General features: G+C 58.1%; 19 protein-coding genes. 7 read left to right on the top strand and 12 right to left on the bottom strand.

The features are described from left to right. The first annotated feature begins 158 nt into the window (after positions 1-158). Both ACI514_RS10835 and ACI514_RS10840 read left to right on the top strand, forming a co-directional pair. Positions 159-1,271: an alkene reductase gene (locus ACI514_RS10835; protein WP_405123775.1), complete on the top strand. Its 1,113-nt coding sequence runs from the start codon at positions 159-161 to the stop codon at positions 1,269-1,271. A 256-nt stretch (positions 1,272-1,527) separates the two neighbouring features. After that, the gene (locus tag ACI514_RS10840; protein ID WP_405123776.1) at positions 1,528-2,487 is read left to right on the top strand and encodes an EamA family transporter; all 960 of its coding nucleotides are present in this window, start codon (positions 1,528-1,530) and stop codon (positions 2,485-2,487) included. A gap of 29 nt (positions 2,488-2,516) precedes the next feature. On the opposite strand, the gene ACI514_RS10845 is transcribed toward ACI514_RS10840, so the two are convergent. From ACI514_RS10845 to ACI514_RS10885, 9 genes are all read right to left on the bottom strand, one after another. Next, positions 2,517-3,446, bottom strand: a complete 930-nt coding sequence (locus ACI514_RS10845) for a ZIP family metal transporter (protein ID WP_405123777.1) — start codon at positions 3,444-3,446, stop codon at positions 2,517-2,519. A gap of 63 nt (positions 3,447-3,509) precedes the next feature. Continuing rightward, on the bottom strand, positions 3,510-3,758 hold the full coding sequence (locus ACI514_RS10850) for a hypothetical protein (RefSeq protein ID WP_174244452.1): 249 nt from the start codon (positions 3,756-3,758) through the stop codon (positions 3,510-3,512). Positions 3,759-3,950: 192 nt separating this feature from the next. After that, positions 3,951-5,441: an aldehyde dehydrogenase gene (locus ACI514_RS10855; RefSeq protein WP_405123778.1), complete on the bottom strand. Its 1,491-nt coding sequence runs from the start codon at positions 5,439-5,441 to the stop codon at positions 3,951-3,953. A 1-nt stretch (position 5,442) separates the two neighbouring features. Further along, on the bottom strand, positions 5,443-6,345 hold the full coding sequence (locus tag ACI514_RS10860) for a dihydrodipicolinate synthase family protein (RefSeq protein ID WP_405123779.1): 903 nt from the start codon (positions 6,343-6,345) through the stop codon (positions 5,443-5,445). A gap of 120 nt (positions 6,346-6,465) precedes the next feature. Beyond that, positions 6,466-7,782, bottom strand: a complete 1,317-nt coding sequence (locus ACI514_RS10865) for an NAD(P)/FAD-dependent oxidoreductase (protein ID WP_405123780.1) — start codon at positions 7,780-7,782, stop codon at positions 6,466-6,468. Between the two features lie 126 nt (positions 7,783-7,908). After that, on the bottom strand, positions 7,909-8,976 hold the full coding sequence (locus ACI514_RS10870; protein WP_405123781.1) for a GlxA family transcriptional regulator: 1,068 nt from the start codon (positions 8,974-8,976) through the stop codon (positions 7,909-7,911). 88 nt (positions 8,977-9,064) lie between these two features. Then, on the bottom strand, positions 9,065-10,087 hold the full coding sequence (proX, locus tag ACI514_RS10875; RefSeq protein WP_174244451.1) for a glycine betaine/L-proline ABC transporter substrate-binding protein ProX: 1,023 nt from the start codon (positions 10,085-10,087) through the stop codon (positions 9,065-9,067). A 76-nt stretch (positions 10,088-10,163) separates the two neighbouring features. Beyond that, complete coding sequence (gene proW / locus ACI514_RS10880) at positions 10,164-11,084, bottom strand: glycine betaine/L-proline ABC transporter permease ProW (RefSeq protein WP_405123782.1); 921 nt, start codon at positions 11,082-11,084, stop codon at positions 10,164-10,166. Between the two features lie 50 nt (positions 11,085-11,134). Continuing rightward, entirely contained in the window at positions 11,135-12,169 is a 1,035-nt protein-coding gene (locus tag ACI514_RS10885) for a glycine betaine/L-proline ABC transporter ATP-binding protein (RefSeq protein WP_160057837.1), read from the bottom strand. 367 nt (positions 12,170-12,536) lie between these two features. On the opposite strand from ACI514_RS10885, the gene ACI514_RS10890 reads away from it, so the two are divergent. From ACI514_RS10890 to ACI514_RS10905, 4 genes are all read left to right on the top strand, one after another. Then, positions 12,537-13,496, top strand: coding sequence for a LysR family transcriptional regulator (locus tag ACI514_RS10890; RefSeq protein ID WP_160057836.1), 960 nt, complete (start codon positions 12,537-12,539; stop codon positions 13,494-13,496). 141 nt (positions 13,497-13,637) lie between these two features. Beyond that, positions 13,638-14,999 (top strand): MmgE/PrpD family protein, encoded by a 1,362-nt coding sequence (locus ACI514_RS10895; RefSeq protein WP_405123783.1) that lies wholly within the window; start codon positions 13,638-13,640, stop codon positions 14,997-14,999. A 94-nt stretch (positions 15,000-15,093) separates the two neighbouring features. Next, a complete protein-coding gene (locus tag ACI514_RS10900; protein ID WP_405123784.1) occupies positions 15,094-16,329 on the top strand; it encodes an aromatic ring-hydroxylating dioxygenase subunit alpha in 1,236 nt (411 codons plus the stop codon). Positions 16,330-16,456: 127 nt separating this feature from the next. Next, on the top strand, positions 16,457-17,608 hold the full coding sequence (locus tag ACI514_RS10905) for an MFS transporter (protein WP_405123785.1): 1,152 nt from the start codon (positions 16,457-16,459) through the stop codon (positions 17,606-17,608). Between the two features lie 8 nt (positions 17,609-17,616). On the opposite strand, the gene ACI514_RS10910 is transcribed toward ACI514_RS10905, so the two are convergent. From ACI514_RS10910 to yddG, 3 genes are all read right to left on the bottom strand, one after another. Then, positions 17,617-18,180 (bottom strand): hypothetical protein, encoded by a 564-nt coding sequence (locus tag ACI514_RS10910; RefSeq protein WP_160057832.1) that lies wholly within the window; start codon positions 18,178-18,180, stop codon positions 17,617-17,619. An 18-nt stretch (positions 18,181-18,198) separates the two neighbouring features. Beyond that, positions 18,199-19,131, bottom strand: a complete 933-nt coding sequence (locus ACI514_RS10915) for a hypothetical protein (protein WP_405123786.1) — start codon at positions 19,129-19,131, stop codon at positions 18,199-18,201. Positions 19,132-19,221: 90 nt separating this feature from the next. Continuing rightward, on the bottom strand, positions 19,222-20,160 hold the full coding sequence (gene yddG, locus ACI514_RS10920; RefSeq protein WP_160057830.1) for an aromatic amino acid DMT transporter YddG: 939 nt from the start codon (positions 20,158-20,160) through the stop codon (positions 19,222-19,224). Positions 20,161-20,519: 359 nt separating this feature from the next. Between yddG and ACI514_RS10925 the strand changes: the two genes are divergently transcribed. Further along, positions 20,520-21,818: an MFS transporter gene (locus ACI514_RS10925; protein ID WP_405123787.1), complete on the top strand. Its 1,299-nt coding sequence runs from the start codon at positions 20,520-20,522 to the stop codon at positions 21,816-21,818. Positions 21,819-21,838: the final 20 nt, after the last annotated feature.

Genomic DNA, 21,838 nt, shown 5'->3' on the forward strand with positions numbered 1-21,838 from the left:
TTCATCGCTGATGAGCACGGGCGCCATTGCGCCCTGCGCAAAACAGCGTAGCGCCGGTCACTGATTATCAGCCCCGCTGCACCCGGTTAATTTAGCGGCACTGGTTCGCGGCGCCGCTGCCGCGCTTGAATTTCCTTTGTTTTTATCTGGAGCTACCCATGACCCGTCGTCTGTTCCAACCCCTCGCACTCGGTCCTTGCACCCTCGCCCATCGCGTGGCGATGGCGCCGTTAACGCGCTCACGCGCCGGCCAACCGGGCGATGTGCCGACGCCGATGAACGCCGAGTACTACCGCCAACGGGCCAGCGCCGCGCTGATCATCACCGAGGCCACGCAAATCTCCCGGCAGGCTCAGGGTTATGCCTGGACGCCTGGCATCTACAGCCCTGAGCAGGTGCGGGCGTGGCGTGACGTCAGCGCGGCGGTGCATGAGGCTGGCGGTCTGATCTTCATGCAGCTGTGGCACGTTGGCCGGGTGTCCCACCCCAGTTTCCAACCTGATGCCGGCCTGCCGGTTGCGCCCAGCGCGCTGCCGGTACCTGGCAAGACGTTTATCGTCGATGAAAACGGTAACGGCGTCTGGGGTGATGTGCCGGTGCCGCGCGCGCTGGAAACCGCAGAAATCGCCGGGATCGTCGAGGACTATCGCGTGGCCGCGCGCAACGCATTGCAGGCAGGCATGGACGGCGTGGAAATTCATGCCGGCAACGGTTACCTGCTCGATCAGTTTCTTAACAGCAACAGCAATCAGCGTAACGATGCCTATGGCGGCAGCGTGGCGAATCGCGCGCGGTTTCTGCTGGAAGTGGTGGCGGCCGTCACTGAAGAAGTCGGTGCCGAACGGGTCGGCGTACGCCTGACGCCGATGGGGCGCTTCATGGGCATGGGTGACGACACCCCGGAGGCGACCTTCGGCCACTTGGTCGAGGCGCTCAACCAATGGAATCTGGCCTATCTGCACCTGGTCGAGCCAGCAATGGTCGGCACAGTCAAAGATGAGAACTTCGACCCGCGCTGGGACGCGATCATTGCGCAGTTGCGCAAGACGTGGAACGGCGTGCTGATCCTGGCGGGCGGCTACGATGCGCAATCTGCCGAACAGGCGCTGATTGCCGATCGTGCCGACATCATTGCGTTCGGCCGCCCGTTCCTGGCCAACCCTGACTTGCCGCGTCGGCTGCATGATGGTCTGGCGCTCAACGCGCCAGACCCGAGCAGCTTTTTCGGCGGGGATCAGCGTGGGTATATCGATTATCCATTTCATGCTTGAGCAGAAGCAGACCACCCGCCTGTCATGAATGTGTAAATCCCTGGAAGCAGGGGCCGATACGCCCCTGCTCTATCAAGTCATACGATCTCTACGCTTAATCAAATACGTAAAAATCCACCTTGACGCCGAACATATGCGTCGCTGTGCGTTTTCAGGTCTATTGCCCGACGTCGCTGAATGCGATAAAACGGCATAGTTGTACGACAACCAAATAAAAACCAAGTCGTTCGAACGGCTAACAATCCTGAGATCTGCCATGCCTCGCCCTACCGCTGCGCAAGCCGTGCCGCCACCCTTCCCCCGCTATCTGGCTGTGATCATTCTGTTGTGCATGGGCTGTGCATTTGCCGGCAATCATGTGGCGGCGCGGGTCGCATTTGATGATGGTGCGGGTGTGTTGCTGGCTATTTTGATGCGTTCCGGCGGGACCCTGCTGGTGCTCGCCATCCTGGTGCTGTGGCAAAGACAAAGCCCGCGCTTGCCGGCCGGTGCCTGGCGCTGGCAACTGTTGCTGGGGTTGCTGATCACTGCGCAGAGTCTGTGCCTTTACTCTGCTGTCGCACGGGTGCCGGTGGCGCTGGCCCTGCTGGTGGCGAACGTATTTCCTATTCTGCTGGCATTGCTCACCTGGGCGCTGGGTGGCCAGCGACCGAGCGCACGCACTGCGACGTTGATGGGTTTGATTCTGTTGGGTCTGGTGTTTGTGCTGGACGTCCCCGGGCGTCTCTCGACCACGACAGACGTCAGTGCGCAATGGCTGACCGGCGTCGCGCTCGCGTTCTGTGCCGCCAGCGTGTTCGCCTGCGCGTTGTGGATCACCGACCACAAACTGTCTCAGGTACGCGGCTCGGTGCGCAGTCTGCTGACCATTTTCATCGTGTTCAGCAGCGTCAACCTGGCAGGACTGACGGGCGCCCTTCCCGGCGGCTTGAACCTGCCCGCCACCTCGACCGGATGGCTGGCCCTTGCCACCCTGGTGGTGCTGTACGGCACAGGTTTTATCGTCCTGTTCATTTCCGTGCCTCGCCTCGACATGCCGCGCAATGCGCCGGTCATGAACATCGAGCCACTAGCAACGCTGTTGATGGGCTGGATTGTGCTGGACCAAATGCTCAGTACAGGACAGATTTTCGGCGGGGTGATTGTGGTCACGGGCATCGTTTTGCTGACTTACCGTAAATCAGTAGTCAAGGCTGAGGTTAAAGCCAGTGCGTGAGGGTTTCTCTCCAGTGGTCAGGTTCGTGATTAACCCAAAGCAGTATCGAGAAACATCATCACCCCAAAGCCGAGCATCAGTCCCAAGGTAGCCGGGGTCTCATGACCGTTGCGATGGGTCTCGGGAATGACCTCATGGGAGACCACAAAAATCATCGCCCCGGCGGCCAAACCGAGCGCAACGGGATATCCCAACGCAAAGCTGCTGGAAATGCCCAGTCCGACAATGGCGCCAATCGGTTCCATCAACCCCGAACCCACTGCAATAAGCGCTGCGCGAAGTGCAGAGATGCCTGTCACGCGTAACGCTAGAGCGACAGCCAGGCCTTCGGGAATATCCTGGATGGCGATCGCCGTGGTCAGCGGGAGTCCCACCTTCATGTCGCCGTTGGCGAAGCTCACGCCAATGGCCATGCCTTCCGGCAGGTTATGCAGTGTGATTGCCAGGACGAACAACCAGACACGATTGATGCGCTGCGCGTCCGGCCCTCGGCGTCCGCTTTTCTCGTGTTCGTGAGGCACGAAACGATCAAGGCCGACCATCAGCGCTACGCCCAATCCCAACCCTGCGACGACGACGCAGGCCGCGAGCAACTGGTTATCGCAAAGCGCCCGAGCCGCTTCTATGCCAGGCAGAATGAGCGAAAACGAACTCGCGGCCAGCATCATCCCGGCGGCGAAGCCGAGCATGATGTCTTGGGTTCGGGCGGCGATGTCTCGCAACGCGATCGCTACGACAGCACCGATTGCTGTCGCAGCGAAGCCAGTCATGCCACCGATAAAAGCGAAGTGCAGATTTTGTTTGTTGGCCCCGACAAAGGCGTCATACCCGCTTATCAGCAGGAAGATTGTCACGCCGATCAGAATTGACCAGAAGACCCGCCCGCCCCATCCACACCCTGAGAAACGAGCGAACCAGGAGCGAGTTGGTGCACCTGATGAGGACAACGGCTCGGGCATGGAAATCTCCTGTTTTGTTGATTCGATCTTTTCAGTGGATGCGGATAACGACCGTACATGACCTCAGTGGTAATCGTCTCCAGCGACTGCGCGCAGATAGGCGACATCTGCTTCTCTACGCAGGTCGCGCCACTCGTTCCAACTGAGTATGCCCAAGCGGTCCATTTCATCCGACTGGCGCAGCAGTTCGTCGTGATAGGCGTCTGGGCAGTCCATTCGCAGTTCAAGGTTTTCCAGTGCACGTTGCCAGGCAGCCAAAGCGAGTAGTCTGGTTTCTTGTGCGAATGTCAGTTGGTTCTTGAACGCGTTCATTTCGCCACCCCCGAACATTGCACGGTTGAGCGACCGATTTCGGATTAGGTTCAAAATGTCTGAAGAAAAGCGGATGACTGAAAGCTTTTTTGCTGACGTGGCTACCAACCAATCCAGCTCATGGATTGGGTAAATCGCCCCGCCACTGAATCCAGTGTCGGGGGCGATGTGGTTTCTTGCGTCAAGGCGCTATCAGGAAGCGTCAATCCAGATGGTTTTGATTTCAGTGTATTGGTCGTGCGCCCAGATCGACTTGTCGCGCCCGCCGAACCCTGATTCCTTGTAGCCGCCGAATGGCGTGGAGGCGTCGCCCTCACCGAAGCAGTTCACCGTGACGATCCCGGCGCGAATCCCGCGTGAGAGTTTCAGGGCATGGCGCAGGTTGCCGGTGTAAGCCGATGCTGCCAGACCGTAGGCTGTGTCGTTGGCCAGCGCAATGGCTTCGTCAACGGTCTGGAAGGTGGTGACGCTCAGTACCGGGCCGAAGATCTCTTCCTGGAACAAACGGCTATCGCGACTCACGCCGTCAACGATAGTCGGTTCGACGAAAATATCCTGGAGGGTTTTGCCGCCCACCAGTACGCGCAGATTTTCGTCGCGGGCCACGTCAAGGTAGGAGCGCACCTTGTCGAAATGCGCCTTGCTGATCATCGAGCCCAAGCGATTTTCAGGGTCCAATGGATCGCCCATTTTCCAGTCGCCCAAATGAACCTGCACACGCTGCAACAGTTCATCCTTGATGTCGGCGTGTACGATCAGCCTTGATGAGGCCGAACAGTTTTCACCCATGTTCCAGAAGGCGCCGTTGACCACATGCTGGGCGACGAGGTCGATGTCTTCGACATCATTCATCACCACAGCAGGGTTCTTGCCGCCACATTCCAGCACGATGCGTTTCAGGTTCGATTCGCTGGAATATTTGAGGAACAGCCGCCCGGTATCGGTTGAACCGGTGAAGCTGACCATCGCCACATCCGGATGACGACCCAGCGGCTCACCGGCCTCCTTGCCTCCCCCGGGCACGACGTTGAACACGCCGGCGGGAATCCCCGCCTGATACGCCAGTTCGGCGACACGCAACGTGCTCAAGGTGGTTTCCTTGGCCGGTTTGACCACGATCGAACAGCCTGCGGCCAGCGACGGGCCGATTTTCCAGGCGAGCATCAGCAGCGGGAAGTTCCACGGCAACACCAGGCCGACAACGCCGATCGGTTCACGCACGACCATGGTTACCGCACCCGAGCCGACCGGTGCCGTAGCGTCGTAGATCTTGTCGATCAGCTCGGCATGCCAACGTAACGTATGAATCGTTTCCGGCACGTCGATGTTCTGGCATTCACGAATCGGCTTGCCACTGTCCAGGCTTTCCAGCACCGCCAGCTCATGGGCGTGGTCTTCCAGTAATTGGGCGAAGCGCAGCAATACCGATTTGCGTGCGGACGGCGCCAGTGAATGCCAGCGTGCGTCATCGAAGGCTTCCTTCGCCGCCGCTACGGCCGCGTCGACATCATCGGCGTTGCACGCAGCAATCTCAGTCAGCACCTGGTCGGTAGCCGGGTTGGTTGTGGTGAATGTCTTGCCTGAACGCGAGGCGCAAAACTGGCCGTTGATGAACGCTTGATTGCGAAATTCGAGCTTCGCAGCCAGCTCGAGGTATTGCTCTTTACTCAGCAGGTCTGCCATTTCAAGCCTCCTCGACGATACGCGCGACGTTTTTCTGCAGGGTTTTGATCACGCCTTCCAGCGCTTGCTTCTCGGAAGGCTCCAGTGCTTGCAGTGGCGCACGGACGCCGCCGGCACGCAGGCCACTGAGTTCGCTGCCATGTTTGATTGACTGCACGAACTTGCCGCTCTCGAGGAAATCCATCAACGGCAGCATCTCCGACATGATCCGCCGACCTTTATCGAAGTTCTTTTCCAGCACGCAGGCTTCGTAAAGCGCGATGTGTTCACGCGGGATGAAGTTCGAACCGGCGCAAACCCAACTGCGCGCACCCCAGGCGAAGAACTCCAGCGCCTGATCATCCCAGCCACAGGACAACTGGATCGACGGATGAGCGTGAGCCAGACGGTGCAGGCGACTCATCTCGCCCGAACTTTCCTTGATCGCGGCGATGTTCTTGCAGCCAGCGATGGCTTCGAAAAACTCGTCGCCCATCGCCACGCCCATTCGCGACGGATAGTTGTAAAGCATGATCGGCAGCCCGGCCGCCTTGTCCACGGCGAGCACATGGGCGGCAATTTCCTTCTGCGTCGGCAAGGCATACGGTGGCGAACCGACCAGAATCGCGTCCGCTTTCAGGGATTTGGCCTTTTCGGCGAAGTACACCGAGTCTTCGGTACGAATGCCGCCGGTGCCGATGACCAGAGGCAAGCGTCCGCGGATCACCTCTTTGGCGCGCTCGGCCACGGCCACGCGCTCCTCGGCGGTGTGCGCGTAATACTCGCCGGTGGAGCCGCCAATAACGATGCCGTGAACCTTGGACTCGATCAGATATTCGAGCACATCGGCGAACGCCGAATAGTCGATCTGGCCATCAGCGGACAACGGGGTAATGGCAGGGGTAAAGATTCCGTCAAAGTTCATAGCGTTTTCTCCAGTGGTTCAATGTTCAATCCGTACACCCGACGGCATGCCGGGCAAACTGTGGTTATTGGCGGCGCAAGCCTGCAAGCGACGAGGCTTCAGCGACCGGTCAACGCAGACTCAGCTTTCTCTCCCGGCGCGGTACTGCCCCCACTTGAGGTTCATGTTCACCCCAAGCGAAAGAAACGGTTCTGGCGGGTTGCTGTTGGGGCCTGGCGCCTGCAACAGGAAATCAATCAGCGGATCACGCTGCCCCGCCAGCCAGTCAGCGAGCAACTTGCCGGTGACGGTTCCGCGCGTGACGCCCAGACCGTTGCATCCGAGCGCGGCATAAACGTTGGGCGCCAGTTCACCGAAGAAGCCGTTGTGGTTGCGTGACATGGCCAAGGCGCCGCCCCAGGTGTAGTCGAACGTCACGCCCGGCAACATCGGGAACCGCTGATCGAATGAAGCCTTGTGCCGACGCACGAAACGTTCGTTGTATTTGCTGTTGCTGCGGCCATCCGGGTTGAAGGTGAAACTGTTGCGGATCAGCAGGCGGTTATCCGGGGTGCGGCGCACCGTGGTACCGAACGGATCCGCCGGAATCGCGCCCCAGAAAGGTTTGCCGCCCAGCCGTGCCTGTTCTTCTTCGGTCAGTGGCCGCGTGATGCTCGCGTAGGTGTAGATCGGCAACATGCACCCTTGCAGGAAACCGAAGCGCATGCCGAACGAGTTGTTCGCCAGAATCAGTTTGTCGGCGGTGATGCTGCCGTGGGCATGTTTGAGGAGCGTCTTGGCGCCGTATTCCACTTCCAGAATCGGGGTGCGCTCATACAGCGTGACGTTCGATGGCAAATTGTCGGCCAGGCCTTTCACCAGTCCGGACGGTTGCAATAACACTGCGCCCGGCGTGAACAACGCCTTGCGGTAAAACCGCGTGCCCAAATGTTCGGGCAACTCATCGGCATCAATCATCTGAAAAGGCTGATCGAGTTTTTCCAGGCCCCGGCGATAGGCATCGAGTACGGCGATACCGCGGGTCTCTACCGCTGCCTGATATTTGCCGCAGGCTTTCATCTGGCATTCGATGCGGTATTGATCGACCAGCTCGCGAAGTATCGATTGGCCGGCCAGATTGAGTTTCAAACTGGTGCGGGCCAGTGCGATGTCACCGATGTAATCCTCAGCGCCAATGTCATGGGGAAGGTCAATGGCAAAACCGGCATTGCGACCCGACGGGCCCAGTCCGACTTCCTGCGCTTCGATAAGCACCACTTCGTCGTCGGGAAAATTCAACGCCAGTTGCCGCGCGCAGGCCAGTCCCGTGAAGCCGGCACCGATGATCACCCAGCGGGCTGAACGGTGCCCACGGTGAGCCGGCTCGGGACTGCGTGGCGTGCTCAAATGAAACCAGCCACAACTATCATCATCGGCGGGTAATGAACTGACTTTCATAGTGTTAAACCGTTAATCGTTGAAGTTGCAAAACGTACGCGGCACAAAGCAAACGCACGCAATGGCGTTGATCCGGAAACTTGCAAAACTGGCACTTGCACAAACAGTGACGATTGACTGCTTGTTTTAAAAACTGGCCGCTACGGCATAACGTCCGCTACTGGCACAGTCGCTCGAGTAGTAATAATCCCGGAAGGTCATGGGCGGTAAGCCGAACAGATCCTTGAAGCGTTTATAGAAGTGCGGATAACTGACAAACCCGGTTGCCAGTGCCACATCCGTCAACGAGCGATCACTTTGCACAATCAGTTGCCGGGCCCGGGTCAAACGCAGTTCCAGGTAGTAGCGATTCGGTGCCGCATTGAGATAGCGGGCAAACCTTCTTTCCAGTTGCCGGCGTGACACGCCGACCTGGCTGGCGATTGCATCGATTTCCAGCGGTTCCTCAATGTTCTTTTCCATCAAGTCGAGCGCGATGTTCAAAGGCTTTGGAATCGATGAACAGCGAAGGCTGTCGGCATTTGCCGAGAACTTCGGACGAGCTTGTGCGGGCTGGTGAACACGTTTTATCTCATCGACCAGTACCGCATCGTTGTGCGCACCCAGTTCCTGCATGATCGCCAGGGTCATATCCAGCGCCGAATGAGCGTTGGCGCAAGTGGCCCGACGCTGTGTGCAAATAAACTCGCGAGTCGAAACTTTCAACTGCGGGAAATATTCATGGACCAGACCGCAGCTGTCGCTGTGGCAGGCGAACTCCTGAGTATCGAGCAAACCGGCATCGGCGAGATAGAACGCGGCATTCCAGCAACCGGCAACGATCCCTTTGCTCGCGGACCTCTTCAGCACTCGGCGCAGCACTGGCTGCGTGGCAAGCCTCACACGCTGGCCTCCGACGACAATCACTGCATCATGACTGAAGCCTTCTGCGACCAGCCTTTGCGAAGCCAGCGACACGCCGATATCACTTTCAACCAGTCCACCCTGAAGTGAGTAGGTCGATACCGTGTAAATCGTCTCAGCGTTGATCAGGTTTCCAGTGGCCAGGGCATCCATCGCCGTTGAAAGGGTCGTCAACGAAAAATGATCGAGCAGGATAAACGCCACCCGCACCATGCGTTCATGGCCCGACATCACGGTGGATGGGCGAAAGCCGATGTTCTGTTGTTTCAACGGACTCTGGAACGTTTCCATCTTGCGTCACCCGCTCGCCTTCACTTGAAACGACAACCCTGTGGCTTGGCGACTGGCACCGCCCGCCGCCAACCCGTGTTCAAACCGATTACTTCGCTACCGCCCGGGCGTCACTCAACCAACCGTCATAGGCTTGCTGGTTGGCCTTGATCCATTCCGCGGCATGGCGCTTGATGTCGGCCAGCGACTTTTCACCGTTTTGCATGCGCAGGTTTTGCGCACTTTCAGCGGCCGTCGGGATGCTGACTTCAGAGAGGAATTTGCGCGCCACCGGGTTCTTCTCAGCGAACTCTTTGTTCATGACGGCATTGATCGTGTCCACCGGGAAACCGAGGTTCTTGCCGTCATGGAAGGTGTCCTTGCTTTCCTTGCCATCCGGCAGCGAGGTGAAAGGTACCGGCAACCAGACCACGTCACGCCCTTCCACCAATACACTGGCAATCCACTGCGGAACCCAAGTGAAAAACAGCACGGGCTTGCCTTGCTGAAGCCGCGCAATGGTGTCAGCCATCAACGCGAAGTAGGAGCCGCGGTTGTCGACTACGGTTGGACCCAAGCCATAGGCTTTCATGTGGTGTTCGATCATGATCTCGCAGCCCCAGCCCGGGTTGCAGCCCGTCAGGTCGGCCTTGCCGTCACCGTTACTGTCAAAGAGTTTGGCGATTTCGGGTTTCTTCAGGTCCGACAGATCCTTGATCTGATAAGCGTCGGCAGTTTTCTTGTCGATCATGTAGCCCTGGAGCACGCCTTTCATGACTTGCCCGACTTTGACCATCACGTCATCGCCGCCGGCCTTTTCATAAAACGCTTGGTGCAGGTGTTCCCATTCATGCACGGTGAAGTCCGCATCGCCGTAAGACAGCGCGAGAAACATCGCCGGGTAGTCGACTTCTTTTGGCTGTTTGACGTCGTAGCCCAGCTCCTTAAGGCCGGCGATCACCACCTCACCACGAAAGCGTTCTTCAGCAATGGTCGGGAAAATCGGTGTAATCGAAACACCGGCACCCGGTTTGTTGGCATCGGCCGCGTAGGCCGCCGAGCACAGCAAAGTCCCAAACACTGAAGCTACCAGGCTCGCAACCACGCTTTTCTTGAGATTTGTCAGTTTCATGTTTCACCACGCTTGGAGTTTTTAATGGGGTGAGCAGGCCAACTCAATTCGTCACTGGACGTGCAACGTTCTTCTTTTACTTCAGTTTCATGACCAGCCCCACCGGGCCGCTTTCATACCAGCGCTGACCAGTGGCCAGATCGCTGCTGCGCTCACCCATTGCCTGGGTCAGTCGGTCAAGGAATACCGCGAGCAGCACCAGCCCCGCGCCGCCGACGCTAGCCAGGCCCATGTCGAGGCGACCGATGCCGCTCAACACCATCAAGCCCAGACCGCCCACCGAAATCATCGAGGCGACCACCACCATCGACAGCGACAGCATCAACGTCTGGTTGAGACCGGCCATCATCGTTGGCGCCGCCAACGGCAACTGCACCTTCATCAGCATTTGCGTGGCCGTGCAGCCAAACGCGCGGGCAGCTTCGACCTTGTCCGCAGGGACTTGGCGAATACCAAGGTTGGTCAGCCGCACCAGCGGCGCGACGGAAAAGATGATGGTGACGATCACACCGGGGACGTTGCCGATACCAAAGAGCATCACCACCGGCACCAGATAGACGAACGCGGGCAGTGTTTGCATGGCATCCAGTACCGGACGGATGATCATTTCCGTGCGATCACTGCGTGCACACAGGATGCCCAGCGGTATGCCGATCACTGCGCAGAACAACAGCGATGTCAGCACCAGGGCCAGCGTGACCATCGCATCGCTCCACACACCGATCAGTCCAAGCCCGGTGAGGGTGGCGACGCTGAAAATGGCGATGCGTTTGCCGCCAATCTGCCAACTGATCAGTCCGGCGATGATGATGAACACCGTCGGCGGAACCGACAGCAGTCCCCACTGCACACCGTCGAGCACTTGATCGACCGGCCAGCGGATCGAGCGAAACACTTCCCTGAAGTTATGCACCAGGTATTTAAGGGCGGTTTCCACCCAGGATCCCAAAGGAATATTGAGACTTTGAAAGGGATCTAAAAAGTTGAAGTCTGACATGATGCTACCTCGCACTCAGAAACGGCATATCAATGCTGATTATTCGCAATTCAGCTGTTACACAGACAACTCAGAAGATGGCCTTGCGAAATCGAGCCTTTATAAAGCCCAACTTCATCCACAACCGGCATGGGAGTTGCCGAGGCAGCAACAAGATGAAAGATGTCGCGAAGAGACGCTTCCGCTTTAATCGGTGTTTGCCCGCCCGGTATGTAAGCGACATTGCCATCCTGTTGCGCGATATCGCCCGCTTTCAGAATGCGACTGGTGTCGAAGCCATTAAAGAAATCACGAACATATTTATTCACCGGGTTGCACAGAAGTTCACGCGGCGTGCCGATTTGCACCACGCGCCCGCCTTCCATGATCGCAATGCGGTGACCGATGCGAACCGCTTCTTCTATATCGTGGGAGATGAAAATGATCGTGCGGTCCTGCTCGGCCTGCAGCTTGATCAGTTCGCCCTGCATCTCGCTGCGAATCATCGGATCGAGTGCCGAGAAGGCTTCGTCCATCAGCAGAATGGCGGGATCGTTGGCCAGCGCGCGGGCCAGGCCGACGCGTTGCTGCATGCCGCCGGAGAGTTGGTGAGGAAAGCTCAGCTCCTGCCCCGAAAGTCCGACCTGCTCCAGTGCGCCCATCGCGCGGCAATAGCGCTCTTTCTCGCTGACACCGCTGATTTCCAGGCCGAAGCTGACGTTGTCGATGACGCTCATGTGCGGCATCAAAGCAAACGACTGGAAGACCATGCCCATGTCTTTGCGACGAACCTGCAACAAGTCCTTGTCGCCCAGGCCGGTGATTTCCTTGCCATTGAGAAAGATCTGTCCGGAGGTCGGTTCAATCAACCGGTTGAACAATCGGACCATGGTCGATTTGCCCGAGCCGGACAAACCCATGATCACGAAAATCTCACCGCGGCGAACCGAGAAGTTGGCATCAAAAACACCAATCGCCTGACCGGTCTTTTTAAACACTTCAGCTTTTGATGCGCCTTCTTTAACCATTTTCATGGCAAGTGCTGGCTGCGTACCGAAGACTTTGAAAACATTCTTTACGCAAATGATCTCGTCGGAACTTGTCATACCTTGCCTCCTTCGCATCGTGCATCTTTCGCATTAAGCGACAGGCAAACGAGCAAAAATAATTGTAAGCGGCAGCGGTAATGAATAGATGTCTTCACGACGGGCTTCCTTTTATTATTTTTGAGGTCCCAGGAAAAAGGGATGTTTCAAATCTATTAGCATCACCCCGCTTAATCCAACTACATTTACAGGGGCAATTCGATAACGTCGGGTTATCGGTTGCGACGGCTGCCATTGCCGAGTGCCGCGTCAACACCATGAGCGACCGGGTCTATCCCCACAGCGACGCTCGCGTAGCCCTCCCCGCACGGTTCCGTTACCCTCCTCGCGCTTCGTTGGGGAGCTGTACCGTTAGGAGAGTGTACGAATGAGCAAGCATGTCGACCCTGACACCATCCTGCTGAAAATGCCGTCCTTGAGGGCTGTGAAGGCATTTGTCGCCGCGGCCAAGTACGAAAGCTTCACCCGTGCGGCGGAGGCGTTGTGCGTTTCGCAAGCCGCGATCAGCCGGCAGATCCGTGAGCTGGAAAGCTATCTGGGCGCGCAACTGTTTACCCGGGTCGGCCGGGCGGTGGAACTGACGGCCGCCGGCGCGGTGTTCTTCGATGCCGCGCAACTGTCGTTCGTCAATATCGCCCAGGCCGCCGAACGCATTCGCAGCAGCCAGTCGACCAAGAAGGTGCTCACCGTCTGTTGCTCGCCGGCCTTTTCCGCGCTGTGGCTGTCGAATCATTTGCAGGAGTTCTTCGCGCAATGCCCGGACATCGAACTCAACCTGATCACCACGCAGAACTTTCTGACCATGGAACCCGGTGTGCAGCCGGACATCTTCATCACCAAGATTTCGCGCATTCGTGATGGTTATAGAAGCTACCCGTTGTGCCACGACGTGATTTACCCAGTGTGCACCCCGCAGTATCTGGAGAAACACCCGGAGATTGCGACGATCGAAGGCGTGCGCGATTCGTCATTGCTCAACCTCAGCCCTTATGGCCGCTCGCAAGTCGCCGAACATGTCGACTGGGGCGTGTGGCTGGCGTTTCAGGCCATCGATATTGACGATCGCCCGGCGAACAGTCCGCAGATCTTCAACGCCAACGACTACAACCTGCTCATCAGCATGGTCCTGACCCATCAGGGCATTGCGTTGGGCTGGAATCACTTGGTCACGGGATTGGTACAGCAAGGTCTGCTGGTGCGACCGATCGAGCAACAGGTGCAATTGCGTAACAGCTGGCACTACCTGAGCTGTCGCGAAAGCTCCGAAAACGAAGACGAACTGCGGCGTTTCCGCGAATGGATTCTGGCGAAGTTTCCCCGCCGTTAATTCAGTCCGCACAGGCGTCGGCTGATTTGGTTATCAATAGCCCGCCGAAAATGTTGCTAGAGCGGCACCCTCTCCCTGGCTCATTGTTGAGCCGCGCCGGCCATGATCGGTTCGGCTCAACTCACAGGAAGGGATTGTTGAATGTCACTCTTCGAATTCTGTCGCGACTTTGATTTCCTCGATGCCCCGTCCAAGACTCGAGCAATCGTGCAGGACAGTCTGCTGGATATCGTCGGCGTCATGGCCGGTGCGGCCAGCAATGACACCACCAGCGCGATGCGACGTTTTGCCGAACGGCATTACCCGGCGGGCGCTTACAGCAGTCGCCTGATCTTTGCCGGGCAGCGCGTCAACGTACTCGGCGCAGCTTGGGCCGGAGGGTTCAGTGCTGACAGCCTCGACGCCCACGAAGGCCACTTCAAATCCAAGGGTCATGCCGGTGCCACCGTTGTTCCCGCCGTGCTCGCCCTCGCCGATGCGCTGCATCATCAAGGCCACTCAATCAGCGGCCATGCGCTACTGACCGCCCTGTGCATCGGTTATGAAACGGCGCTGCGGGCCGGTTCCGCCTTGATGGCGACTTCGCCGACTTATCACGCCTCAGGTGGGTTTTCGACGCTGGGTGTGGTCTGTGCCGGGGCGCGCTTGCTGGGCTTGGATGAACCGACTTTTCGCCACGCCTTGGGCATCGCCGAATACTTCAGCGCACGCTGCCCGATGATGCGCGTGGTGCAAGCGCCGACCATGCTGCGCGATGCCCACGGTGCAGGCGCATTTGCGGGTTTGAACTCCCTGTTCATGGCTCGGGAAGGCATCACCGGTGCACCGGCAGAAACGGTTGAAGACGTCACCGTCGCTGAATACTGGACCGACATCGGAACACGCTGGGAGATCGACAGTCAGTACTTCAAACCCTGGCCGGTCTGCCGTTGGGCGCAACCGGCGCTGACCGCCATGCTCGAACTGCAGCGGGAAAATCCTCAGCTCGATGCCGACTCGATTGAAACCGTTCGTGTGGAAACGTTCTACGAATCAATGTGTTTGCAAGGGCATACGCCGAGTGACGCCGACCAGGCGCAGTACGCCCTCGCCTTTCCGCTGGCCGCATTGATTGTGCGGGGCAAGGTCGGTCCGGAAGAAGTCACCGGGGCGGTGATTTTTGCCGAAGACATTCTGGCACTGAGCCGCCGTATCGAAGTCGTCGAAGCCGCCGATATCTCCGCCCGATTCCCCGACGAAATCCTCTCCCGATTGACCATTACCCTGAAGAACGGTGCCGTGCTGGTCAGTCCGGTCACCGCCGCACGTGGCGATCCCGAAACCGCCCTCAGCGCTGAAGAGCTGAGTCAGAAATTTGATCTGTTCGCCAGCGGTCTCGGTGTAGAACGCAGTGCCGAGGTGAAAACAGCGATCAAACACATCGCTCAATCCAGCTGCGCCATTACCGCCCTGGAACCGATTTTCCACCCGCTTCCGGCACTCCAGTCAGGCCCTCATCGATAACGCCAACGCATGAATTGCCCACAGCAAATGTCGTTTGTGACGTCTGTCCTGGGCCATATAGGCTGAGAACCATGTCGCCTATGGGAGGATAACAATGAACAATAAAGAAAGCGTTTTTGACCTGATCGCTCAGCGCAAACCCTGGCACTCGCTGCCGGGTGCTCTTTACAGCAGTGAAAGCGTTTACCGTCAGGACCTTGAGCAGATCTGGCACAAGGACTGGATCTTCGCCGGCCACACCTTTGAAATTACCAAACCGGGGCAGTATTTCACCCTGCAGATCGGTGACTATCCCGTCGCAGTGGTCCGCGGCAAAGACGGCGAGGTTCGGGCGTTCCATAACGCCTGCCGTCACCGTGGCGCAAAAATCTGCGAGGCCGATCATGGCAAAGTGGCGAAGATGGTTTGCCCGTATCACAAGTGGACGTATGAGCTAGATGGCAACCTGTTGTTCGCCGGCAACATGGGCCAGGATTTCGACAAGTCCCAATACAGTCTGAAAAGCGTTCACTGCGAGATCGTCGATACCTACATTTATGTCTGCGTGGCCGCCAAGGCCCCGGACTTCGAGGGTTTCCGCAAAGCCGTCAGCCCTTTTGTAGCGCCGCACTATCTTGAAAACTGCAAAGTGGCGTTCGAATCGAACATCATCGAGAAAGGCAACTGGAAACTGGTCTTCGAAAACAATCGCGAGTGCTACCACTGCGACGGCTCACACCCGGAGCTGCTGCATTCGTTCGTCGATAACCTGTCGGTGGGCGGCGTCAGTGGCGAAGATGATCCAGAGCTGTCCGCTTACTGGTCCAAGTGCGAGAGCGCCGGGTTGCCGAGCCGTCTGGTGATGGACATCAACGGCCAGTTCCGCATGACTCGTATTCCGCTGTCATCCGGTGCCGTCAGCTACACCATGGATGGCAAACCGGCCGTTGCCGGTCGCCTGGACAAGACAGCTGAAGCGGACATCGGCGCGCTGCTGTACTTCCACTACCCCTCCACCTGGAATCACTTCCTCGGTGACCATGCGCTGAGCTTCCGCGTGCTGCCGATCAGCGCCACCGAAACCTTGGTCACCACCAAATGGCTGGTACCCGACAGCGCAGTGGAAGGCGTTGATTACGAAATCGAACGCCTGACCAAAGTCTGGATTGCCACCAACGATCAGGACCGCACGCTGGTCGAGGGCACCCAGCGTGGCGTGACCTCGCCTTCGTACGAGCCGGGGCCTTATTCGGAAACCGCCGAGACCGGCGTTTGCCAGTTCGATGACTGGTACTGCGCCACCATGATGGATCGGCTCAAAGGCCCTATCCCGTTGAAGTCTGTTGGCTGACCTGCGTTAACCCTGCTCCCTGCCAGCATCCCGACGGATGCTGGCAGGGACTCTTTCGTCTCGAAAAGCTGTTATTCCGGTTCGTCGCCAAAAAAGCCGGGAGGCACCGATAAGGATGTCCGCATCAATGAACGCCTCGACGTCATCCCTGGCAGCTTACGCAAACCACGGCGAACGCGTATCCACGCGCATCGTATTTTTGATCACCGGCATTGTGATGTCGGCCTGGGCGCCGCTCGTTCCGTTGGTGAAGGCGCGTACCGGACTGGACGACGGTGGACTGGGCCTGTTGTTGCTGGGGTTCGGTATCGGCTCGATCGTCGCCATGCCGTTTGCCGGTTATCTGACTGCACGGTTTGGCTGTCGGCCAGTGATCATCTGCTCAACCCTCGCGTTGTGTTCGGTGCTGCCTATGCTGAGCCATCTGACATGGCTGCCGGGGCTGGCGCTTGCGGTGCTGGGGTTCGGCGCCAGCATGGGCATGCTCGATTGCGCGATCAATATCCAGTCCATCATCGTTGAAAAGAACAGCGGCGAAACCCTGCAATCCGGGTTCCACGGGCTCTACAGTGTCGGTGGCATCGCCGGCGCAGGTGCCATGACGGCGATGCTCAGCCTGGGTCTGGATCCGCTGTTGTCGGTGCTGTGTCTGGTGGCGATCATCCTCGCCGCGCTGTACAAGGCTGCGCCGAGTTTGTTGCCCTATGGCACGGAGAGAGACGGCCCGTTGTTGGCGCTGCCAAGGGGGATCGTGCTGCTGTTGGGCTGTCTGTGTTTCATTGTTTTCCTGACGGAAGGCGCCATGCTCGACTGGAGCGCGGTTTTCCTCGCCTCGCAACGCGCAATGGAACCCAGCTACGCCGGTTTGGGCTATGCGAGTTTTGCGGCGGCGATGACGCTCGGGCGCCTGACCGGAGATGCCATCGTCAGCCGGCTGGGTGGCGTTCGCGTGGTGGCGCTGGGTGGGATCTGCGCGGCTGCCGGCATGTTGGTTTCTCTTGTGTTCGATAGCTGGCAAGCGTCCTTGCTGGGTTATGCCTTGGTCGGCATCGGCTGCTCGAACATTGTTCCGGTGCTGTTTACGGCGGCGGGTCGGCAACAGCGCATGCCCCAGCGCACCGCCATCCCGGCGATCATTTCCATGGGCTACGCCGGCATTCTCATGGGGCCGGCGTTTATCGGCATGGTTGCGCATCTCAGTACGCTGGTCATTGCATTGGGGGGATTGGTATTTCTGTTGTTGTTTGTCAGCTACGCCGCGAGATTTTTGAAAGCCTGATGCGCTGGTCACAAGCCTTTGGAACATTGATCGGCTTGAAGGAAATCTTTTAGCGAAGCCTGATAAAGGGTCAGTGGTCGATTGTCGGGCTGCGACAGTGCAAATGGAATCACAACGAGATGTGAAACCGTTGTGGCGTTTACTGAATAGGTTTTTTGCCTGCAAACGCCGTTTTCTTTATTCAGGATGAAATCAAACTTGAACAGGTCTGGCCTTGTGCACCAGCTCGGAATCAAACCAAAACTCAACCCCGTCAAATACTCTTGTGTGCAAGCGCCACCCAATGAAAATTCCGAGACTTTTATTTCCAGTGCAGGGAGTCTCGAGGCTGCAGGTCTGGAGCTGAGATCCTGTGCATTTGGAAACATGCTTTTTGTCTGCGCGTAGGCGTCTTTGCCAAGGCGACTGTTTTTCCAGGGAGAGTCTATTTGGTAGCTGAAGCTAGAGATGATTTCCTGTGTTCCAGTTCCAGCGTGCTCGTTGATTGTCGGCACGGTCGCATAGGAGGTACAGCCGGAACACAGCATCGCGATACTGACAACAACACATCCATGAGCTATTAAGCGGCGCATTCTAAATTTCAGTCCTGGTTATTGATCAGCCATTGCACTGGCGTTTTTCTGGCCTGCTTCGGCCAGCTTCTTTTGCACATAAAAAAGCATCAGCACCGAGTTTCTCTGAGCTTGCCGAGACTGTTGTTCGAACAACGTCACAAGTTCTTCTTCACGCTTGCACCCAGCATTGACATTGCCCTTTGCAAATTCGCAGGTACCGTATTGGCCCCAGCCTTTGCGGGCTTCATCGGTGTCTCGTGCGGGGTAAACCCAATACGCGTTCCATGCACCGTCGACGACAGGTTTACCGGCCGCGTCTATCTGCCCTATCGCTTGCAAGGTTGCTGTGGCAGCGGCGTCCAGAAAACGTCGAGGGTTGGCATCGGCTTTACCCGCCCCATCACGAAGCGCCTGACACTGCGCGTCAGACAAGTCGAACACTGGCAGGGCTTCAATACTTTCGAACTCATCAAACGGATCGGCATGATTGCCCGGTAACTTTGCGTGGTAAGCCGGCACCACATGGCCGGGTACGCTCATGTCCTGTATGTAGTGCAAGACCCTTCCCGCTTGCTCGTAGACCTCAACCGGGTCGGCATCAGGTTTCACCAGCAACTCGTTCAGCTTCTTGATGCGTTTGTTGAAAATCGCGTCCAGATTGCGCTCGAAGAACCAGAATGGCTCAAGCTTTTCGTTGCGGTTGTAGAAATGCCAGTGGGTGGCGCGCTGAAGGATCGTCCGCGGGCTTGAGTCTTCTGCATCCGTGCCTTTAGCCAACGCCTCGCCCAACTGCACAGGTAGCTTTACTCCGGGGCAGCGCTGAAACGCCTGCGCTGCTTTTAGCGCGTAGGCCGAATGCAGCTCGGGGGTAAAGGCCATGGCCGGGGTTGAGGGGTTGAACAGCAGTGACAAGCCCACTACTGCCCAGTAACGGATCGGGGCTGAACGGTCTACCGGGGTGGCTTCCATGCTGTTGCTCTCCATAAACCCGCGTGATTGCGGGAGACTTGCGTTGCGACGCTAATTTAGCATCGTTAAGGGAGGCCGCTAAGGCCTCTTTCAGTGAGGGTTTTCGCCCACGCTGACCTTGATCGGAGTTGCTTGGGAAATCTTGTGCTGCCGGGTCGCCTGCCAACACAGTAGCGAACCCACCGTCACCAGCACGGCGCCCTGCCAGAACTGCATCTGCAAACTGACGCCAAGCCACACCGCAGCGAATGCCGACGACAGCACGGGCGCGGAGTAGGACGCGGTCGCCAGCAAGGTCAGGTTTCCCCGCAGAATGCCGATGTTCCAGAGTGCGTAGCCACCGGCCATGGCGATTCCCGCCGCCAGCAGTTCCAGAGAGTTTGCCCAGGTGAATGGCGGAATCTGTTCGAGGCTGAGGAACCACTTCAACCACAACACCACGGACGTCAGTACGAAAAACAGCACCACCAGATTCTGCCCGCCGGCATAACGACGCGTGACATTGCAATACAGCGCAAAAGTAATCGCACAGGTCAGGGCCAGGCTGTAGCTCAACGGGTTGGACTGAACATTGCGCACAATCCCCGGCAACGATAATCCCTCGCCACTGACCACCCACAAGATGCCGAAAATCGCCAGCGCGGAGCCTGGGATGATGAACCACCGGGTCTTCTGCCCGTTCATGACAATCGCCAGCACCACGGTCAGGCACGGCCACAGATAATTGACCACGCCCAGTTCGATGGCTTGATGACGATCACTGGCGAAACCCAACGCCAACGACAGGCACACCTCATAAGCGACGAACAAAGCGCTGCCCAGCACCAGATAGAGCCTGGAGGTCGAGCGAATCCGCGGGCGGCCGAGGAACACCAGCAAGAGCATCGCGCCCAGCGAATAGATCAGCGCAGCGCCCCCCAGCGGGCCGAAGTGCTCGCTGACGCCTCTGATCAATCCGGCTGCGGTACTCCACAAAACGATCGCTACCAAACCACACGCCGTGGCGGCCCGCTCACCTTTGATCAGCATCATGACTCCTGGCACAAAATGGCAAACCGACCGCACACGCTAACCAGCGCAAGAGGATCAATAAAGGAACATTTTTGCCGTGCAAACCATGAGCTGTCGTTATGTCACGACCTTGATTGACCTGCGTCCAACTGTCGCAGCAAACAGCCATTGGAAAATTCCATACAAGCCTTAGAATCCGCGCGCTCTTGCAGTCGCCAGAGTTGGCGCCCGACTTGAAGGGCTAGCCACACCTCATTGACGAGTGGCCGACTCAACCGCCCTGCCCGTTCGGCAGGCATTCGCACCACACATTTTTTCGGCTTGGCAATCGCATGCGCAGAGGCGCACGTTCTGCTGTTCGATCTCCAGAGGTTTTTATGTCTCCGCGTTTGCTGGCCATGGCGCTGGCGCCCCTGCTCGGGCTGTTCATTGTTGCGCTGGGCAACGGTTTTCTATCTTCGCTGACCACCCTTCGACTCGATGCCGCCGGTGCCTCGGCGACGATGATCGGTGTCGTTTCATCGGCCTACTTCATCGGTCTGACCCTGGGTGCGGTGTTCAATGACCGTTTGATTCTGCGCATCGGTCATATCCGCGCCTACGGCAGCTTTGCTTCGCTGATCGCCGTGACCATCCTGCTGCAGGGCTTGTTCTATGACACCTGGGGCTGGTTCGCCCTGCGCCTGATCAACGGCTGGGCCACGGTCGGTGTGTTTCTGGTGATCGAAAGCTGGCTGCTGCTGGCGGGCGACGCGAAGATTCGCGGGCGCTTGCTCGCGTTGTACATGATCGTCTTGTACGGCGCCGGTGTGCTGGGTCAGGCAACGCTGGGCAAAATCACCGGGCTCAGCGACAGCGCGCCGTTCATGGTCGCCGGCATGCTCGCCTCGTTGTCGGTGCTGCCGATCGTAATCCTGCCGCGCGTGTCGCCACTGCTTGATCAGGTGGAACCGCTCAAACCACGGCAACTGCTGGGCGTGACCCCGACCGGGCTGGTCGGCTGTTTCGGCTCGGGTGTGACCATCGCGGCGATCTACACCTTGCTGCCGTTGTATCTGCAGCGCAGCGGTCTGAATGTCGGTGAAGTCGGCAGCATGATGGCCTGGACGATCCTCGGCGCGATGCTCCTGCAATACCCGGTCGGACGCTGGTCCGATCGCAAGGATCGCTTGCAAGTGCTGACCATTCTGACGGTGGCGTGCACGGTGTTGTCGCTGCTGATCGTCCTGGTGCCCTTGTCCAAGACGATGCTCGCGGTGATGTTGTTTCTGCTTGGCGGCGGTGTGTTCGCGCTGTACCCGGTCGCGGTCAGCCACGCCGCAGACCGCGCCCCTGCCGAAGCCTTGGTGCCAATGATTCAGGGCTTGCTGCTGATCAATTCGCTGGGCTCGGCGATCAGCCCGATGATGATCTCTCCGGTGATGAATTCGTTCGGCGCCAATGGTTTGTTCTGGGTATTTGCGCTGGTCAATCTGTGCATGGTCACCTTCTTCCTGTGGCGCCGTGGCAAACGTCCGGTTCCGGCCAATCCCGCGCCGTTTGCAGCGGCAGCAACCTTCTCGCCGACAGGTGCGGAATTGCGAGTGACCGAAGATCTGCGTCAGGCAGTGCAGGAGCATCCGCCAATGGTTGATGCACTGAGCGGCGAACCTTCGCCACAATGTGAGACGCGCTAAGGGTTGCGCCAGTCTGCGTC

The sequence above is a fragment of the Pseudomonas sp. M20 genome, from assembly GCF_045037865.1.
In the GTDB taxonomy this organism is placed as follows: Bacteria; Pseudomonadota; Gammaproteobacteria; order Pseudomonadales; family Pseudomonadaceae; genus Aquipseudomonas.

Excerpts from the sequence above, each read along its gene's own strand:
- ACI514_RS10835 (WP_405123775.1), top strand. The coding sequence starts at position 159 with ATGACCCGTCGTCTGTTCCAACCCCTCGCACTCGGTCCTTGCACCCTC.
- ACI514_RS10840 (WP_405123776.1), top strand. The coding sequence starts at position 1,528 with ATGCCTCGCCCTACCGCTGCGCAAGCCGTGCCGCCACCCTTCCCCCGC.
- ACI514_RS10845 (WP_405123777.1), bottom strand. The coding sequence starts at position 3,446 with ATGCCCGAGCCGTTGTCCTCATCAGGTGCACCAACTCGCTCCTGGTTC.
- ACI514_RS10850 (WP_174244452.1), bottom strand. The coding sequence starts at position 3,758 with ATGAACGCGTTCAAGAACCAACTGACATTCGCACAAGAAACCAGACTA.
- ACI514_RS10855 (WP_405123778.1), bottom strand. The coding sequence starts at position 5,441 with ATGGCAGACCTGCTGAGTAAAGAGCAATACCTCGAGCTGGCTGCGAAG.
- ACI514_RS10860 (WP_405123779.1), bottom strand. The coding sequence starts at position 6,345 with ATGAACTTTGACGGAATCTTTACCCCTGCCATTACCCCGTTGTCCGCT.
- ACI514_RS10865 (WP_405123780.1), bottom strand. The coding sequence starts at position 7,782 with ATGAAAGTCAGTTCATTACCCGCCGATGATGATAGTTGTGGCTGGTTT.
- ACI514_RS10870 (WP_405123781.1), bottom strand. The coding sequence starts at position 8,976 with ATGGAAACGTTCCAGAGTCCGTTGAAACAACAGAACATCGGCTTTCGC.
- proX (WP_174244451.1), bottom strand. The coding sequence starts at position 10,087 with ATGAAACTGACAAATCTCAAGAAAAGCGTGGTTGCGAGCCTGGTAGCT.
- proW (WP_405123782.1), bottom strand. The coding sequence starts at position 11,084 with ATGTCAGACTTCAACTTTTTAGATCCCTTTCAAAGTCTCAATATTCCT.
- ACI514_RS10885 (WP_160057837.1), bottom strand. The coding sequence starts at position 12,169 with ATGACAAGTTCCGACGAGATCATTTGCGTAAAGAATGTTTTCAAAGTC.
- ACI514_RS10890 (WP_160057836.1), top strand. The coding sequence starts at position 12,537 with ATGAGCAAGCATGTCGACCCTGACACCATCCTGCTGAAAATGCCGTCC.
- ACI514_RS10895 (WP_405123783.1), top strand. The coding sequence starts at position 13,638 with ATGTCACTCTTCGAATTCTGTCGCGACTTTGATTTCCTCGATGCCCCG.
- ACI514_RS10900 (WP_405123784.1), top strand. The coding sequence starts at position 15,094 with ATGAACAATAAAGAAAGCGTTTTTGACCTGATCGCTCAGCGCAAACCC.
- ACI514_RS10905 (WP_405123785.1), top strand. The coding sequence starts at position 16,457 with ATGAACGCCTCGACGTCATCCCTGGCAGCTTACGCAAACCACGGCGAA.
- ACI514_RS10910 (WP_160057832.1), bottom strand. The coding sequence starts at position 18,180 with ATGCGCCGCTTAATAGCTCATGGATGTGTTGTTGTCAGTATCGCGATG.
- ACI514_RS10915 (WP_405123786.1), bottom strand. The coding sequence starts at position 19,131 with ATGGAAGCCACCCCGGTAGACCGTTCAGCCCCGATCCGTTACTGGGCA.
- yddG (WP_160057830.1), bottom strand. The coding sequence starts at position 20,160 with ATGCTGATCAAAGGTGAGCGGGCCGCCACGGCGTGTGGTTTGGTAGCG.
- ACI514_RS10925 (WP_405123787.1), top strand. The coding sequence starts at position 20,520 with ATGTCTCCGCGTTTGCTGGCCATGGCGCTGGCGCCCCTGCTCGGGCTG.